General features: G+C 74.7%; 2 protein-coding genes (1 of these 2 running past the window's edge). Both read right to left on the reverse strand.

Annotation, left to right across the window (positions count from 1 at the left end; all coding sequences use genetic code 11):
* Positions 1-9: 9 nt before the first annotated feature.
* The gene (locus tag WMF36_RS13760) at positions 10-15,054 is read right to left on the reverse strand and encodes a type I polyketide synthase (RefSeq protein ID WP_437580044.1); all 15,045 of its coding nucleotides are present in this window, start codon (positions 15,052-15,054) and stop codon (positions 10-12) included.
* A protein-coding gene (locus tag WMF36_RS13765; protein ID WP_437580045.1) for a type I polyketide synthase crosses the window boundary here: on the reverse strand, positions 15,038-18,714 show its end. The gene runs 12,331 nt beyond the window's last position; only the last 3,677 of its 16,008 coding nucleotides appear in the window; the start codon falls outside the window, past its right edge; its stop codon occupies positions 15,038-15,040. Before WMF36_RS13765 ends, WMF36_RS13760 begins: the two co-directional genes overlap by 17 nt.

Here is an 18,714-nt window from a genome sequence, read left to right on the forward strand (position 1 = left end):
GCGACGCGCTCATGTAGCGGCCTCCACGCGGACGTGGTCGATCATGCGGAACAGCTCGTCGTCGCTCGCGGCGTCGAGGCGGCTCGCGAGCCCGTCGTCGGGCGAGGGCTCACGGTCCGCCATCCACTTCGATAGGAGCGCCTTGACGCGCATCGTGAGCTCGTCGCGGATCGCTTCGTTCGCGTACGCGCTCGCGAGGGCTCCCTCGATCCGGTCGATCTCCGCCGCCCTCGTGCTCGGCGGGGCGGCCTCGTCGTGGAGCAGTTTTCCGGAGACGAGCTTCGCGAGCGCCTCCGGCGTGGGGTGATCGAAGAGGAGCGTCGCGCTCAGCCTGAGCCCCGTGGCGGCGGCGAGCCTGTTTCTGAGCTCGATGGCCATGAGGGAGTCGAGGCCGAGCTCCTGGAGAGGTCGTCCGGGATCGATGTCGAGGGGAGAGGCGACGCCGAGGACGGTTGCGACGTCGGCGCGCACGACGTCGAGGAGCATCCGCTGGCGCTCCTGGGGAGCGAGGGAGGCGAGGCGGAGCTTGAGCGCGGAGGCGCTGGCGCGCTGCGCGCGAGCGCGGGTGCCGGTGACGAGGCCTCGGAGGATCGGGGCGAGTGCGTCGCCGCTCTTTCGGAGCGCGTCGGCGTCGAACGCTGCGGGGACGAGGCACGGCGCGTCGTGGGCGAGCGCGAGGTCGAAGAGCGCGAGCGCTTCTTCGGAGGCGAGGGGCTTGAGCCCACCGCGCGCGATGCGACGGAGGTCGGCGTGTTCGAGGTGCTTTGTGAGCTCGGAGGTCTGCGCCCAGTAGCCCCAGTCGAGCGCCACGGCAGGCAGACCGCCCGCGGCCCGGCGGTGGGCGAGCGCGTCGAGGAAGGCGTTGGCGGCGGCGTAGTTGGACTGTGCGGGGCTCCCGAGGACGCCGGACAGCGACGAGAACAGGACGAAGGCGCGGAGCGGGCAGTCGCGCGTGAGCTCGTGCAGGTTGACGGCGGCGTCGACCTTGGCCCGCAGGACGGCGCTGAGGCGCGCGGGCGTCATCGACGAGAGCACGCCGTCGTCGAGTGTGCCTGCGGCGTGCACGACGGCGGTGAGGGGCCTGTCGGGCGAGATGGCGAGGAGGACACCCTGGAGGGCGGCGGGATCGGCAGCGTCTGCGGCGGCGAGGACGACCGAGGCGCCGCGGGCTTCGAGCTCGGCGGCGAGCTCGGCTGCGCCGGGAGCATCCAGGCCGCGGCGGGAGAGCAGGAGGAGGTGCTTGACGCCGTGGCGGTCGACGAGGCGACGCGCGACGAGAGCGCCGAGGGTGCCGGTGCCTCCGGTGACGAGGACGGTGCCTTGGGGGTCGAGCGCGCGCGCCGTGGCGCCCGGGTTGGTGGCCCCGTTGGTGGTCGCAGGGGTGGGTGAGACGACGCGGGCGAGGCGCGGAGCGAGGCGGCGTCCGTCGCGGAGGGCGAGCTGCGGATCCGCGTCGTCGAGCGCGCTTGCGACGGCGTTGGGGAGGGCACGTCGCGAGGCGTCGGAGCCGTCGAGGTCGACGAGCACGATGGCGCGGTCGCGGTTTTCTGCCTGCGCCGAGCGGACGAGCCCCCACAGAGGAGCGGAGGCGAGATCGACGACATCCTCGCCGGCGCGCGTTGCGACCGCGCGCTGGGTGAGGAGGACGAGCGTCGACGAGGCGAAGCGCTCGTCGGCGAGCCAGGTGTTGAGCAAGGCGAGCGCGCGTGCGGCGGCGGAGTGTACCGAGGAAACGAGCTGGGTATCGCTGGTGTCGGAGAGGCCGAGCGCGGTCGAGAGAGAGAGGGCGATGGTGTCTGGGCACGGCGCGCCGCGGTCGAGGGCATCGCGCAAGGCGTCGACGTCGGCGTAGGCGTCGACGGGGAAGCTGTCGGTCGCGATGCCGAGGGAGTCCTCTCCGAGGAGAGCCCACCTGCCGCGGGGGGAGCGCGTGGCGGAGGGCTGCTCGGGCCAGCTGAGAGCGTACAGATTGCGGGCGGAGAGCTCGGGCAGGAACTTGTCGGCGGGGGCTCTACGGAAGGCGAGGCCGTCGATCGTGGCGACGGGGGTGCCCTCGCGCGACGCGCCTTCACTCGACGCGCCCTCACGTGACCAGAGCGTGATGTCGCCGACGTAGCGGTCGGCGTCCGGCGTGATCTCGCCGCGCATGACGAAGTCGGCCCAGCAGGGCGTCTCGGCGCGTCCGTACCAGACGAGGCGCTCGATCGAGAAAGGCAGCGGCGGGACGTTGCTCGTCGAGCGATCGCCGTGGGCGGGCAGCCCCGTGACGGCGCTGCCGACGACGGCAAACGCGTTGTCTACGAGGCCGCCGGGGAGCGGCGCGTCGTCGGTCGGGACGCCGTCGGGCGCGGCGAGGTAGCCGACGCCCGTCCGGTCGCCGGCGTGCATCGTCTGCCGGAGCCAGCGCCACTTCGGGCCCCACTCGACGTTGAACGCCTCGAACGATGCCATCAAGCGAGCGACGGCGCGCGACGACTCGTCGCCCGCGAGAGACTCGTGCGCCGCGGGGGTGTGCCGCGCGAGCGCGCTCGGCGGCGCCGCGCCGAGAGACGCGGTCGCGTGCGTGGTCCACGCGCCTTCTGTCTGCGTCGAGACCGTGGCGTGGAAGCCTTTGCCATCGCCGCCTGCCGGCGTGAGGTGCACGCGCACCGCGACGGTCTCCGAGGGCTCTCCGAACGTGAGCGCTCGGACGAACTCGACGTCACGCAGCTCGAGGGGGCTATCGGGCCAGTGCGACTCGGCGACCGCGAGGAGGATCGCCAGGTGGAACGCGCCCGGGACGACGATGCGCCCGTAGACGGAGTGATCGGCGAGGTAAGGCTGCGCGCCGGGACCGATGTCGAGGGTGTGGACAGCGGAGCCGTCGGGGAGATCGAGCCGCGTGCCGGCGAGCGGATAGCGGCCGGCGCTGTCGGCGGCGGCGACGCGCGAGGTCTTCGTCTTGGGCATGTCGAGCCAGAAGCGCTCGCGCTGGAAGGCGTACGTGGGGAGGGCGACGCGGCGCGGGTTGAAGGGGGCGAAGAAGGCGTCCCAGTCGACGTGGTGGCCGCGGGTGTGGAGCGCGCCGAGCGCCGCGGTGAGGGTGTCGACGTCATCGCGGCCGTCGCGGAGGGCGGGGAGGAAGGCGACGGCCTCGCTCGCGAGGGCCTCGTGCCCGAGCGCGGAGAGGACGGCGTGGGGCCCGAGCTCGAGGAAGGTGGAGACTCCGTCGGCGCGGAGAGTTTCCAGTCCGTCGGCGAAGCGGACGGTGCTGCGTACGTGGCGCACCCAGTAGTCGGGGGAGCAGAGCTCGTCGTTGGACGCGCGCGCGCCGGTGACGTTGGAGACGATCGGGATGCGCGGAGCGTGGAACGTGAGCCCCTCGGCGACGCGCCGGAACGCATCGAGCATCGGGTCGAGGTGGTGCGAATGGAACGCGTGGCTGACGCGGAGGCGCGAGGTCTTTCGGCCGAGGGCCTCGAAGCGGCCGGCCACGGCGAGGACGGCTTCCTCGTCGCCGGAGACGACGATGGAGGACGGCGAGTTGACGGCGGCGATGGACGCGCGCCCGTCGAGAGCATCGAGGGCGTGTCGGACGTCGAGCTCGCTGGCGTGGATGGCGACCATGGCGGCGTCGCGCCGCGGCAAGGCATGCATGAGGCGCGCGCGCGCGCCGACGAGGGTGCAGGCGTTTTCGAGGGACAGAACGCCGGCCACGTGGGCCGCGACGAGCTCGCCGATGGAGTGGCCGAGGAGGACGTGGGGGGAGACTCCCCAGGCTTCGACGAGGCGGAAGAGCGCGACCTCGAGGGCGAAGAGGGAGGTCTGCGTGTAGAGGGTCTCGTCGAGGAGGGCGGCGAGGTCGGAGCCGCGCGGCGCAAAGAGCACGTCCCGGAGGGGGTGATCGAGATCCCGATCGAGGTAGCTGCACGCCGCGTCGAAGGCGTCGCGGAAGACAGAAAACGCGCCGTGGAGGCCGCGCCCCATCGCCGCGCGCTGCCCGCCTTGACCCGTGAAGAGCAGCGCGAGCTTGCCGCCCATGCTCCGTGAGACGGTGGTGCCCGAAGGCGAACGGCCTTCGGCGAGCCCGGCGAGGGCTTCTTCGAGGGCGCCGAGGTCGCGCGCGACGATCGCTGCCCGGTGCTCGAAGTGCGAGCGCGTCGTGGCGAGCGACGCCGCGACGTCGACGAGCGCGTCGCCTGCGCCCCCCGTGAAGTGCGCGCGGAGGCGCTCGGCTTGCGCGCGCAGGCCGCGCTCGCTCTTCGCCGAGAGCAGCACGGGCACGGCCGGCGGGGGAGCGTCCGCGGCGGCGGCGGCGGATCGACGCGCGAGCGGCGCCTCTTCGACGATGACGTGGGCGTTCGTGCCCGAGAGGCCGAACGCGGAGACTCCGGCGCGCCTCGGAGTTTCCTCGTCGCGGCGAGCCCACGGCTCCGCCGCGTCGACGACGCGGACGGCGAGCGCGTCCCAGTCGACGTGCGGATTGCGCGGGCGCGCGTGGATCGTCGCCGGCAGCGCGCCATGCTCGAGCGCCGTCACGATCTTGGCGACGCCGGCGAGCCCGGAAGCGGCTTCGAGGTGGCCGATGTTGGTCTTCACCGCGCCGAGCAGCAGCGGGCGCTCGGGGGCGCGCCCCTCGCCGTAGACCGCGGCGAGGGCCTGGACCTCGATGGGATCGCCGAGCGACGTGCCGGTGCCGTGGCACTCGACGACGTCGACCTCGGCGGGGGCCAGGCGCGCGTCGTCGAGGGCGGCGCGGAGGACCTTCTGCTGCGAGGTGCCGTTGGGCGCGGTGATGCCGCTCGACGCCCCGTCGTGGTTGACGGCGCTCCCGCGCACCACCGCGAGGACCCGGTGGCCCCTCGCCTCCGCGTCGCGGAGGCGCTCGAGGGCGAGGACGACGACGCCCTCGCCGCGCCCGTAGCCGTCGGCGTTCGCCGAGAACGTCTTCGACCGCCCGTCGGCCGCGAGCGCGCGCGTGCGCGAGAGGAGCACGAACGGCTCGGCGAGCGTCATCACCTGGACGCCGCCGGCGAGCGCGAGGTCGCACTCCCCGCGCCTCAGCGACTGGCACGCGAGGTGGAGCGCGACGAGCGACGACGAGCACGCGGTGTCGATCGCGAGCGCGGGGCCTTGCAGGCCGAGCGTGAAGGCGAGGCGCCCCGCCGCGAACGACGAGAGCGTGCCCATCGCGGCGTATGCGTCGGTGTCCTCGGCGCTGCCTTGCATGAGGGCGTAGTCGCTCAAGCCGATCCCGATGAAGACGCCGGTGCTCGTGTCCTTGAGCGACGCGGGGACGATCGTCGCCTCTTCGAGCGCTTGCCACGCCGTCTCGAGCAGGAGGCGGTGCTGCGGATCGACCTGCTTTGCCTCGCGCGGGCTGATGCCGAAGAACGCCGCGTCGAAGAGGTCGACGCGATCGAGCAGCGCGGCCTCGCGCACGTAGCTCTTCCCCTTGGCCTCGGGATCCGGATCGTAGATCGCTTCCGCGTCCCAGCGGTCCTTCGGGATCGGGCCGACGCCGTCGCGCCCTTGCTCGAGGAACGACCAGAGGCTCTCGCGATCCTCGACGCCGCCGGGGAGGCGGAGCCCGAGGCCGACGATCGCGATCGGCTCGTCGCTCGCGGCGTGCGCGCTCGACGAGCGCGGCGTCGTCGCGTCGGCCGGCGCGAGGGGCGCGTCGAGCGGCAGCGCCTCGCGCACGTACATCGCGAGGCGGTGCGGGGACGGGTGATCGAACGTGACCGTCGCGGGGAGCTCGACGCCGGTGCGCGCGCGGAGCTTGCGGAGGAGCTCGACGGCGACGAGCGAGTCGAGGCCGAGATCGAAGAAGCCCTTGTGAGGATCGATCGCCGACGCGTCGGCGTGCCCGAGGACGGTGGCGGTCTCGGCGACGACGAGCTCCACGATGTGGCGCGCGCGGTCGGCCTCGGAGAGCGGCCGCAGCGCCTCGACGAGCGCGCGATCCGCGCTCGCGCCATCAGCCTCGGCGGGCGCCGACGCGACCTCGACCGCGCGCTGCGCCTCGGGGATGTCGAGGAGGAGCGGGCGCGGCCTCGCGGAGGCGAACGCGGGGGCGAAGCGCGCCCAATCGATGCTGGCGACCGTGACCGCTGTCTCGCCGTGATCGAGGGCCTGCGCGAGCGCGGCGATCGCGAGCGCCGGGGCCATCGGCACGAGGCCGCGCTTCCGGAGCTCGGCCTCGGCGTCGGCGCCGGCGTGTGCGCCGAGCATCCCGGCGCCCGCCCAGGCGCCCCACGCGATCGACGTCGCCGTGAGACCGGCGGCGCGGCGCACCTCGGCCAGCGCGTCGAGGAACGCGTTGCCGGCGGCGTACGCGCCTTGCTGCCCGCTGCCCCACACGCCCGCGCCGGAGGCGAAGAGGACGAAGGCGTCGAGCTCGCGGTCTCCGAGCAGCTCGTGGAGGTGGAGCGCGCCGCGGACCTTCGCGGCGACGACGGCGTGGACGTCGTCGAGATCGGTGGACGCGAGGGCAGCCTGCGCGACGACGCCGGCGGCGTGGACGACGGCGCGGACGTGATCGCCTTGCGCGTCGAGGCGGGCCAGGAGAGCTGCGACCGAGGCGCGATCGGCGACGTCGCAGGCGACGACCGTCACGCGCGCGCCGAGCGCCTCGAGCTCGGCGCGGAAGGCGCCGGCGCCAGGGGCGTCCTCGCCACGGCGGCTCACGAGGACGAGGTGCTCTGCGCCGCGGCGCACCAGCAAGCGCGCGACGTGCGCGCCGAGACCGCCGGTTCCGCCGGTGACGAGGGCGGTGCCGCGCAGCGTGAGGGGGCGCGCGGGCGCGGTGTCGCCGAGGGGCGCGCGGACGAGCCTTCGCGCGAAGATGCCTGTCGGGCGGAGCGCGAGCTGGTCCTCGCCATTGCGGGACGCGAGGAGCGTGACGAGGCGGTCGAGCGCTTTCGCGTCGATCGTGTCGCCGTTTGCGACGTCGACGAGCCCGCCCCAGCGCTCGGGGTGCTCGAGCCCCACGACGCGCCCGAGACCCCACGTCATCGCTTGCGCCGCGCTCGCCGGCCGATCGGAGCGCCCCGTCGACACCGCGCCGCGCGTGACGAGCCACAGTGGCGCCTCGATGCCCATGTCGCCGAGCGCCTGCACGAGGCGGAGCGTCAGCGCGATCCCCGCGGGCAGCGCCGGGTGCGTCGCGAGCGTGGTCTCGTCGAGCGCGGCGAAGGACACGATGCCACGGAGCTCGCCCGCGTCCGCGAGAGCTTCCTGCGCGCGCACGGCGAGGCGGACGCGATCGGCCTCTGCCGCCGCGATCGGCATCGTGATCACCTCGGCACCGCGCGCGGTCAGGGCCCTCGCGAGCTCGCTCGCGAGCGTGTCCTTGGCTCCCGCGAGCGTGACGAGGAGCCACGTCCCCGCGACGTCGTGCGCCGCGGTCGGAGCGAGCGGCTTCCACACGACGCGGTAGCGGAGCGCGTCGACGAGGCTCCGCTCGTTGCGGGCGCCTCGCCACGCCGACAGCGCGGGGAGCAGCGTCGCGAGGGCCGAGAGGTGGTCCTCGCCCGAGGCGTTCAGCGTCGCGCCGAGCGCGCCCACGTCCCCCGCGTCGACCGCGCGCCAGAACGCGGCGTCTTCGGGCGCGGCGGTCGCGGCTTCGTCGCGCGTCGCGCCCGCGGGGGCGTCGAGCCAGAAGCGCTCGCGCTGGAACGCGTACGTCGGGAGCGCGACCTCTTGCGGGTCGAACGGGCCGAAGAACGCCGCCCAATCGACGCGATGCCCGCGCGCGTGGAGCGACGAGAGAGCCGCCATGAGCGCGTCGACATCGGCGCGGCCGTCGCGGAGCGCGGGGATGAAGGCGACTCCGCGCTGCGCGTTCGCCAGCGCGCTCTCGCCGAGCGCCGAGAGGACGCCGTGCGGCCCAAGCTCGAGGAACGAAGAAACGCCATCGGATTCCAGCGTATTGATGCCGTCGGCGAAGCGGACGGCGCTTCGCACGTGGCGGACCCAGTAGTCGGGCGTACGGATCTCGTCCGTCGCGAGCCTCCCCGTGACGTTTGAGACGATGGGGATGCGCGGCGGATGGAACGTGAGCCCTTCTGCGACGCGGCGGAACGCGTCGAGCATGGGGTCCATGTGGTGTGAGTGGAACGCGTGGCTCACGCGGAGGCGGGTCGTCTTGCGCCCGCGCGCCTCGAAGTGCGCGGCGACGCGCAGCACGGCGTCGGCGTCGCCGGCGATCACCGTCGACGACGGCGCGTTGATCGCGGCGATCGCGGCGCGTCCGTCCTGCCCCTCGAGCGCGGCGAGCACCTCGGCCTCCGTCGCGTGCACCGTGACCATCGCGCCGTCGCGCGCGGGCAGGGCCTGCATGAGGCGCGCGCGCGCGGCGACGAGCGCGCACGCGTCGGCGAGCGAGAGGACGCCCGCGACGTGCGCGGCGGCGAGCTCGCCGACGGAGTGCCCCAGGAGCACGTCGGGCGTGACGCCCCACGCCTCGACGAGGCGGAAGAGCGCGACTTCGAGGGCGAAGAGCGCCGGCTGCGTGAGCTCGGTCCGGTCGAGGAGGCTCGCGAGCTCCGAGCCCTTCGGCGCGAAGAGGACGTCGCGGAGCGGGCGGTCGAGCTCGCGGTCGAAGTGGCTCGCGGCCGCGTCGAGCGCGTCGCGGAAGACGGGGAACGCGTCGTACAGGCCGCGCCCCATCGCAGCGCGCTGCGCGCCCTGGCCCGTGAAGAGGACGGCGAGCTTGTCGGCGGCGCCCTTGCCGACGAACGTGCCCGGCGCCGCGACGCCCGCGGCGAGGCCCTCGAGCGCCGCGACCAGCGTCGCGTGATCGCCCGCGGCGATCGCGGCGCGGTGGTCGAACTGCGAGCGCGTCGTGGCGAGCGCCGCGGCGACGTCGACGAGCGCCGCGTCGGGCGTTCGCGCGAGCTGATCGTGGAGCGCTGCGGCTTGCGCGCGGAGGGCCGCGTCGCTCTTCGCCGAGAGCACGAAGGGGAGCGCGCCCGAGAGGGGCAGCGCGCCGCGCGCGGCCTTCGGGGCGTCGCGTTCGGGCGCCTCTTCGACGATGACGTGGGCGTTCGTGCCCGAGAGCCCGAACGCGGAGACCCCCGCGCGCCTCGGAGCTCCGTCGGCGCGCCGCTCCCACGGCTCGGCCGCGTCGACGACGCGGACGGGGTGCGCGTCCCAGTCGATGAGCGGGTTGCGCGGGTTCGTGTGGATCGTCGCAGGGAGCGTCCCGTGGCGGAGCGACGTCACGATCTTGGCGACGCCGGCGAGGCCCGACGCGAACTCGAGGTGGCCGATGTTGGTCTTCACCGCGCCGAGCAGCAGTGGGCGCTCGGGGGCGCGCCCCTCGCCGTAGACCGCGGCGAGGGCCTGGACCTCGATGGGATCGCCGAGCGACGTGCCGGTGCCGTGGCACTCGACGACGTCGACCTCGGCGGGGGCCAGGCGCGCGTCGTCCAGCGCGGCGCGGAGGACCTTCTGCTGCGAGGTGCCGTTGGGCGCGGTGATGCCGCTCGACGCCCCGTCGTGGTTGACGGCGGTGCCGCGGACGACCGCGAGGATCGGGTGGCCGTGGGCGCGCGCGTCCCGGAGGCGCTCGAGGGCGAGGACGACGACGCCTTCGCCGCGGCCGAACCCGTCGGCGTCCGCCGAGAACGCCTTCGACCGCCCGTCCGGAGCGAGGGCGCGCGTGCGCGAGAGGATCATGAAGACCTCGGGCGAGGCCATCACCTGGACGCCCGCGGCGAGCGCGAGATCGCACTCGCCTTGCCGCAGCGACTGGCATGCGAGGTGGAGCGCGACGAGCGACGACGAGCACGCGGTGTCGATCGAGAGCGCGGGCCCCTGGAGGCCGAGAGTGAACGCGAGCCGACCTGCCGCGAACGAAGCGGCGGTGCCCATCGCGGCGTAGGCCTCGGCGTCGTCGGCGCGGCCCTGCAGGACGGCGTAGTCGCTCGCGCCCGCGCCGACGAAGACACCGGTGGCCGAGTCTCGGAGCGACGCGGGGATGATCGTCGCCGCCTCGAGCGCTTGCCACGCGGTCTCGAGCAAGAGGCGGTGTTGCGGGTCGACGTGCCTTGCCTCGCGCGGGCTGATGCCGAAGAAGCCCGCGTCGAAGAGGTCGACGCGGTCGAGCATCGCCGCGTGGCGGACGTACGTCTTCCCCTTCGCCTCGGGGTCCGGATCGTACACGGCGTCGACGTCCCAGCGGCTCGCCGGGATCGGAGCGACCGCGTCGCGCTCGTCCGCGAGCAGACGGAAGAACGCGTCGATGTCGTCGACGCCGCCTGGGAGGCGCAGGCCGACGCCGACGATCGCGATGGGCTCGTTGCTCGCGTCCGCGCGGGCGGCGTGCGGGCGGGCATCGGTGCTCGGCGCGGCGCCGCCGAGGGGGAGCGCGTCGCGGAGGAAGCCAGCGAGCTTGTGCGGAGACGGGCGATCGAACGTGATGGTCGCCGGGAGCTTGACGCCGGTCGCCTTCTGGAGGCGCCGGCGAAGCTCGACGGACATGAGCGAGTCGAGCCCGAGGTCGAAGAAGCCTCGCTGCGGGTCGAGGCGCGACGGGTCGGCGTGGCCGAGGACCGCCGCCGTCTGCGCGAGGACGAGGGAGGCGAGGTGGCGGAGGCGAGCTTCGCCCGAGAGCGCGCGCAGGGTCGCGACGAGCGCGGTCTCGTCGTGCGCGGCCGACGCGCTCGGCTGCGCGTCAAGCGCGCGGCGCGCGTCCGGCAGATCGGCGATGAGCGGGCGCGGGCGCGCCGAGGCGTACGACGGCGCGAAGCGCGCCCAGTCGATCGACGCGATGGTCACGTTCGTCTCGTCGCGATCGAGCGCGCTGGCGAGCGCCGCGACGGCGACCTCGGGCTCCATCGCCGTGAAGCCTCCGCGGCGGAGGCCCTGCGCGACGTCGAGGGTGAGCATCCCGGCTCCGGCCCACGCGCCCCACGCGACGGACGTCGCGCGGAGCCCGAGCGCGCGGCGCTCCTCCGCGAGCGCGTCCAGGAAGGCGTTGGCGGCGGCGTAGCTCGCCTGGCCCGCGTTTCCGAAGACGCCCGCCGCCGACGAGAAGAGGACGAACGCCGCGAGGTCGCGCGTCTTCGTGAGCTCGTGCAGCGTCCGCGCGGCGTCGGCCTTGCCGTGGAGGACGGTCTCGAGGCGCTCCGGCGTGAGCGATCCCAGGACGCCATCGTCGATCACGCCCGCCGTGTGGAAGATGGCCGTGAGCGGTTCTTCGGCCGGGAGGGCCGCGAAGAGCGCTTCGAGCGCCGCGCGGTCCGCGACGTCGCACGCCGCGATCGTCACGCGGGCGCCGAGCTCCGTGAGCTCCGCGCGGAGCGCCTCGGCGCCCGGGGCGTCGGCTCCGCGGCGGCTCGTGAGCACGACGTGCGCGGCGCCGTGACGCGCGAGCCATCGCGCCACGTGCGCGCCGAGCGCTCCCGTGCCGCCCGTGACGAGGACGGTCCCGCGCGGCTCGAAGCGCTGCGCGGGAGCGTCGCCGAGAGGCGCGCGCGCGAGCCTCCGCGCGAAGAGGCCCGTCGGGCGGAGCGCGAGCTCGTCCTCGCCGTCGCGGCTCCCGAGCGCGGCGACGAGGCGCTCGATGGCCGCCGCGTCGAGCGCGCCGTCGGCGTGCGCGCGGGGGAGATCGACGAGCCCGCCCCAGCGCTCCGGCTGCTCGAGCGAGACGACGCGCCCGAGGCCCCACGCCATCGCTTGCGCGGGGCTCTCGATCCGGTCGGATCGACCGATCGCGACCGCGCCTCGAGTGACGATCCAGAGGGGCGCTTCGATGGCGAGCTCGGCGAGCGCCTGGACGAGGGCGAGCGAGCGCGCGAGACCCACGGGCACCGCGGGGCGGCCGTCGAGCGGCGTGGTGTCGAGCGCCGTGAGGGTGAGGACGCCGCGGATCGCCGGCCGGCCCGCGATCGCGTCGCGGAGGCGCGACGCGGCGTCGTGTGCGGTGAGGTCGCTCGCCTCGAGCGCGACCGGGACGACGTCGGCGCCGCGCTCGGTGAGCGCCGCCGCGAGGGTGCTCGCGAGATCGCTCGCGACGCCGGCCGGGATCACGATGAGCCACGTCCCCGCGACGTCGGCGCGTGACGCGGCGCTCACGGGCCTCCATTCGACGCGGTAGCGCCACGCGTCCACGGTGCTCTGCTCTCGGCGGCTCCGCCGCCACGTCGACAGGGCGGGCACGAGGCTCTCGAGGGCCGAGCGCTGCCCGCTGTCGGCGACGTGGAGCGCGTCCGAGAGCGCCGCGACGTCGCCGCGCTCGATGGCTTGCCAGAACGCGGCCTCCTCGGCGGACGCGCCCGGCGCCACGCCCTCGTCGTCCGACGCGTCGCCTGCGTCGAGCCAGAACCGGTCGCGCTGGAACGCGTACGTCGGCAACGTCACGCGGCGCGCCCCGACCGGCGCGAAGAACGCACCCCAGTCGATGGCGTGCCCGCGCGCGTGGAGCTCGCCTGCCGAGAGGAGGAAGCGCGCGAGGTCCCCTTCGTCGCGGCGGAGCGAGGACACGACGGCCGAATCGCCGCCGAGCGACGAGAGCGTCTCGTCGAGCGCGAGGGCGAGCACGGGGTGCGGGCTCACCTCGACGAAGAAGCGGTGGCCGTCGTCGTGGAGCGCGCGCGTGGCGTCCTCGAAGCGGACGGTCGAGCGCAGGTTCCGGTACCAATGCGCGGCGTCGAGGCGGCTCCCGTCGAGCTTCGCGCCCGTCACGGCGGAGTAGAGCGGCAGAGTGCCCGCGCGCGGCCTGATCCCCGCGAGATCCGCGAGGATCTCGCGCTCGATCGCCTCGACGTGCGCCGAGTGCGACGCGTAGTCCACGCGCACCTTCCGCGCGAAGATCTGCGCGGCCTCGAGGTCGCGGACGAGCGCGTCGATCGCGTCCGTGTCGCCCGCGACGAGCGTGGCGCGCGGGCTGTTGATCGCCGCGATCGCGATGGCGTCGCCGAACGCCGCGAGGCGCGCCTCGACGTCGGGTGCGCCGAGCTCGATCGCGGCCATCGCCCCGCGCCCCGCGATCTTCGTGAGCGCTCGCGCGCGCAGCGCGACGACCTTCGCCGCGTCTTCGAGCGAGAGCGCGCCCGCGACGTACGCCGCGGCGATCTCGCCCTGGCTGTGCCCGACGACGGCGTCGGGCGTGACGCCGATCGAGCGCCAGAGCGCGGCGAGGGCGACCATGACGGCGAAGAGGACCGGCTGCACGACGTCGACGCGGCCGAGGAGCGTCGCCTCATCGTCGTCGCCCCGGAGAATGGCGCCGAGCGACCAGGCGACGTGCGGCGCGAGCGCGCGCTCGCAGGCCTCGATCTCGTCGCGGAAGACCGCCGACGACGCGAGGAGCGCGCGCGCCATCCCGACCCACTGCGAGCCCTGGCCGGGGAACACGAAAACGACCCTGCCGGCGGGGATCGCGCTCGCGACGACCGACCCCGGGCCTGCCTCGCCGCGCGCGAGCGCGTCCAGCGCGCCGAGGAGCTCGTCGCGATCCGCCGCGACGACGGCCGCACGTCGATCGAAGTGCGTGCGCGTCGTCGCGAGCGACGCGGCCACGTCGACGAGCCGCGCGTCGGGACGCTCCGCGAGGTGCGCGTGGAGGCGCGCCGCCTGCGCGCGCAACGCCTCGTCGGTCTTGCCCGAGAGGAGAACGGGCACGACCGGAAGCGCCTGCGCGGGCGCGGCGCCGGGCGCCGGGCGCTCGGCCTCGGCGGGCGCCTCCTCGAGGATCACGTGCGCGTTGGTGCCGGAGAGGCCGATCGCCGTGACGCCAGCGCGCCGGGGGGCGCCGTCGTCGCGGCGCGTCCACGGGCGCGCGGCGTCGACGACGCGCACGGGGATCGCGCCCCAGTCGACGAGCGGGTTGAGCGGGCTCGTGTGCAGCGTCGCGGGGAGGGTCGAGTGGCGCATGGAGGCGACCATCTTCGCGACGCCGGCGAGGCCCGACGCGAACTCGAGGTGCCCGATGTTGGTCTTCAGCGCGCCCAGGAACAGCGGGCGGTCTTCGGGGCGCCCCTCGCCGTAGACGGCGGCGAGCGCGTTCACTTCGATGGGATCGCCGATGGAGGTCCCCGTGCCGTGGCACTCGACGACGTCGACGTCGGCGGGGACGAGCCGCGCGTCGTCGAGCGCGGCGCGGAGCACCTTCTGCTGCGCGGGCCCGTTCGGGACCGTGATCCCGCTCGACGTGCCGTCGTGGTTCACCGCGCTGCCGCGGATCACCGCGAGGACCGCGCGCCCTTTCGCGCGCGCGTCGCGGAGCCGCTCGACGGCCAGGACGACGACGCCTTCGCCGCGGCCATAGCCGTCGGCGTTCGCCGAGAACGTCTTCGAGCGCCCGTCGCTCGCGAGCGCGCGCGTGCGCGAGAGCAGCACGAACACCTCCGGCGTCGACATCACCTGCACACCCGCGACGAGCGCGAGGTCGCACTCGCCTTGCCGCAGCGACTGGCACGCGAGGTGGAGCGCGACGAGCGACGACGAGCAGGCCGTGTCGATCGACAGCGCGGGGCCCTGGAGCCCGAGCGTGAACGCGATGCGGCCCGCCGCGAACGACGAGATCATCCCCATGAACGCGTACGCCTCCGAGGCGTCGCGATCGCTCTGGAGGAACGCGTAGTCGCTCGCGCCCGTGCCGACGAAGACGCCGGTCTTCGAGTCTCGCAGCGATCCCGGCACGATCCCCGCGTCCTCGAGCGCTTGCCACGACGTCTCGAGCAAGAGACGGTGCTGCGGGTCGACGTACTTCGCCTCGCGCGGGCTGATCCCGAAGAAATCGGCGTCGAAGAGGTCGACGCGATCGAGCATGGCGGCGTCGCGCACGTAGCTCTTGCCGACGGCGTCCGGATCGGGGTCGTACGTCGCGTCGGCGTTCCACCGACTCGCGGGGATCGGCGCGATGGCGTCGCGGCCCTCCTCGAGGAGCGTCCAGAGCGTGTCGCTGTCGTGGATCCCGCCCGGGAGTCGGAGCCCGATGCCGACGATGGCGATCGGCTCGTGCCGCCTCTCTTCGCTCGCTCGCAGGCGCGTCTCGCTCTTGTGGAGCTCTTGGGTGAGACGCCGCAAGTACTCCGTGAGCGTGTCGTTAGTAACGGTCGACATCGATGCGATCTCCGAGCTTCTGGTCGATCAGGCGGATGAGTTCGTCGGCGTTCGCGGAGCCGAGCTTCTCGGCGAACGCGGAGTCGTCGGGGCGTTCGGCGCGGGCCGCCCGCTTCTCCAGGAAGGCGTGGAGGCGCGCCGTGAGGTCGTCGCGGAGCGCTTCGTCCGCGTAGATGGCCGAGAGCGTCCCCTCGAGGCGCGCGAGCTCCGCGGAGGGCGAGGCGTGCGGGGTCGCGTCGTGGAGGACGATCGCGGCGAGCACCTTGCTCGCGAGCGCGCTCGGCGTCGGGTGGTCGAACGCGAGCGTCGCCGGGAGCTTGATGCCGGTCGCGCGCTGGACGCGCCTGCGAAGCTCGACGGACATGAGCGAGTCGAGCCCGAGGTCGAAAAATCCGCGGTTCGGCTCGACGCGCGACGCGTCCGCGTGCCCAAGCACCGCCGCCGTCTCCATCCGCACGAGCGCGAGGAGGTGGCGGTGGCGCTCGCCCTCCGGGAGCGCCGCGAGCGTGGCCCTCAGCGTGTTTGCGGGCTCGGGGCCGGCGGCCGTGCTCGCGTCGTCCGGTGGCTTGTGCAGCGCATCGATCGCCGATCGCGCCTCCGCGAGCTCGTCGAGGAGCGGGCGAGGGCGCGCCGAGGCGAACGACGGGGCGAAGCGCGCCCAGTCGACGTCGGCGACGGCGAGGCACGTCTCGGCGTGATCGAGCGCGTGCGCGAGGGCCGCGACGGCGAGCTCCGGATCCATCGGCGCGACGCCGCGGTGCATCAAGCGCCGCTCGGCGTCGGTCGCGAGCATCCCGCCGCCCGCCCACGCGCCCCACGCGATCGACGTCGCCGCGAGGCCGTCCGCGCGACGTGCCTCGGCGAGCGCGTCGAGGAACGCGTTCGCCGCGGCGTACGCGCCTTGCCGCCCGCCACCCCACACACCCGCTCCCGACGAGAAGAGGACGAACGCGTCGAGCGGGCGCTGCGCGAAGACGTCGTGGAGGTGCTGCGCGCCGCGAGCCTTCGCGGCGATCGCGTCGGCGAGCTCCTCGGTACGCATGGCGGCGACCGGCGCCTCGTGCATCGCGCCGCCCGCGTGGAACACGGCGCGCACCGTCGCGCCGCCGGCCTCGACGTCGCGCACGAGCGCCGCGACCGCCTCGCGATCGGCGACGTCGCACGCAACCACCGTCGCGCGCGCGCCGAGCGCCGAGAGCTCCTCGACGAGCGCGCCAGCGCCGGGGGCCGCGGCTCCGCGCCGGCTCACGAGCACGATGTGCTCGGCGCCGCTCCGCGCGAGCCAGCGGGCGACGTGCGCGCCGATCGCGCCGGTCCCGCCCGTGACGAGCGCCGTCTCACGCGGCGCGAACGCGGGGGCGTGCGCGCCGTCGTGCGGGGCGCGGACGAGGCGCCGCACGTAGGTCCCCGCGGCGCGCAGCGCGAGCTGGTCCTCGTCGTCACGGCGCGCGACGAGGTCGGCGAGGCGATCGTGCACGTTCGCGTCGCGCGCGCTCTCCTCGCCGAGATCGACGAGCCCGCCCCAGCGATCGGGGTGCTCAAGGGCGACGACGCGCCCGAGGCCCCACGTCATTGCCTGGAGCGGGCGCGTGACGCGCTCGGATGCCTCGACCGCGACGGCCCCGCGCGTGACGAGCCAGAGCGGCGCGTCGATCGCCGCGTCGCCGAGCGCCTGCACGAGGCCGAGCGAGACGGCGAGCCCGAGGGGCACGGCCGGTTCGAACGGCGCCGGGCGCTCGTCGAGCGCCGCGAACGAGATCACCCCGCGGATCGCCTCGCCGCCCGCGGCAGCACGGAGGCGCTCCGCGAGCGGCGTGCGCGCCGCATCCTCGGCATCGACGGGCACGAGCACACCGCGCGCCCCGCGTGCTTCGAGCGCGCGCGCGAAGCCGTCCGCGAGCGCGCTGGCGACCCCGGGCGCGACCACGAGCCACGTCCCGGCGACGTCACCCTTCGGCGGCGCGGTGAGTGCTCTCCACACGACGCGGTAGCGCCACGTATCGAGCGTGCTCTGCGCGCGACGCGCGCGCCGCCACGTCGCGAGCGTCGGGAGAATGGTCGCGAGCGCCGCGCGGTGTTCGTCGTCGCCGACGTCGAGCGCGTCGGTCACGGTCGCCACGTCGCCGTCCTCCACCGCGCTCCAGAAGCGCGCCTCCGCCGGTGACGCAGCGGCGGGGATGACGCCGCTCGCTTTTGGAGCATCGAGCCAGAAGCGCTCGCGCTGAAACGCGTAGGTCGGAAGCGTGACGACGCGCGGCGCGAAGGGGGCGAAGAAGGCGCGCCAGTCGACCGCGAGCCCTCGCGTGTGGAGCTCGGCGAGCGAGAGGTTGAAGCGCGCGAGGTCTCCTTCGTCGCGGCGAAGCGACGCGGAGGCGACCGCGTCGTGTCCCGAGGCCTCGATCGTGTCGCGCAGGGCCACGGTGAGGACGGGGTGAGGGCTGACCTCGAGGAAGAAGCGATGGCCGTCGTCGAGCAGGGCGCGGGTGGCGTGCTCGAAGCGGACCGTGTGGCGGAGGTTCCGGTACCAGTGGGCGGCGCCGAGGGCCTCGCCATCAAGCCTCTCGCCCGTGACGGCGGAGTACAGCGGGACCTTCGCGGCCCGCGGCGCGATGCCGTCGAGGGCGTCGAGGAGCGTCCGCTCGATGGCCTCCACGTGGGGGGAGTGCGAGGCGTAGTCGACGCGGACTTTACGGGCGAAGAGCTGCGCGCCGGTGAGCTCTGCGACCAGCTCGTCGATCGCGTCGGGGTCTCCGGAGACGAGCGCAGCGTGAGGGCTGTTGATCGCCGCGATGGCGAGGCGTCCCCCGAAGCGCGCGAGGCGCGCCTCGAGGTCGGCGGTGGTGAGCTCGACGGCGGCCATGGCGCCGCGGCCCGCGATCTTGGTGATGGCGCGCGAGCGGAGCGCGACGACCCTGGCGGCGTCGTCGAGGGAGAGGGCGCCGGCCACGTAAGCGGCCGCGATCTCGCCCTGGCTGTGGCCCACCACGGCGTCGGGCGTGACGCCGGCGGCGAGCCAGGTGGCGGCGAGCGCGACCATGACGGCGAACAGGACGGGCTGGACGACGTCGACGCGCTCGAGCATGGGCGCGCCGTGCGCATCGCGCGCGTCGTCGTCGCCGAGTACGGCGAGGAGCGACCAGTCGACGTGAGGCGCGAGGGCGCGCTCGCAGGCCTCGATCTCGGCGCGGAACACGGCCGAGGAGGCGAGCAGGGCGCGCGCCATGGCTGGCCACTGCGAGCCCTGCCCGGGGAAGACGAACGCGACCTTGCCCGACGGGATCGCCTCGCCGGCCACCGTGCCTGCCTCCGCGCGCCCCTCGGCGAGCGCCGCGAGCGCCGAGAGCAACGCGGCGCGATCGCTCGTGACGATCGCCGCCCGGTGGTCGAGATGCGACCGCGTGGTCGCGAGCGACGCCGCGATGTCGACGACGGCGACGTCTTCGTGCTCGACGAGGTGCGCGTGGAGCTTGCCCGCCTGGGCGCGGAGCGCCGCGTCGCTCTTCGCCGAGAGGAGCACCGGCACCGGCGGCGCGAGGCGCGCGCGGGTGGACTCCGCGGCCTGGCCGTCGCCCGCCGTCGCGCGCGGCGCTTCCTCGAGGATCACGTGCGCGTTGGTGCCGGAGATCCCGAACGACGACACCGCCGCGCGCCGGGGATGCC

It is taken from the genome of Sorangium sp. So ce887 (assembly GCF_051521455.1).
Taxonomy (GTDB): domain Bacteria; phylum Myxococcota_A; class Polyangia; order Polyangiales; family Polyangiaceae; genus Sorangium.

Bases quoted from the DNA above. Each gene is read 5' to 3' on its own strand.
- WMF36_RS13760 (WP_437580044.1), bottom strand. From the start codon at position 15,054: ATGTCGACCGTTACTAACGACACGCTCACGGAGTACTTGCGGCGTCTC.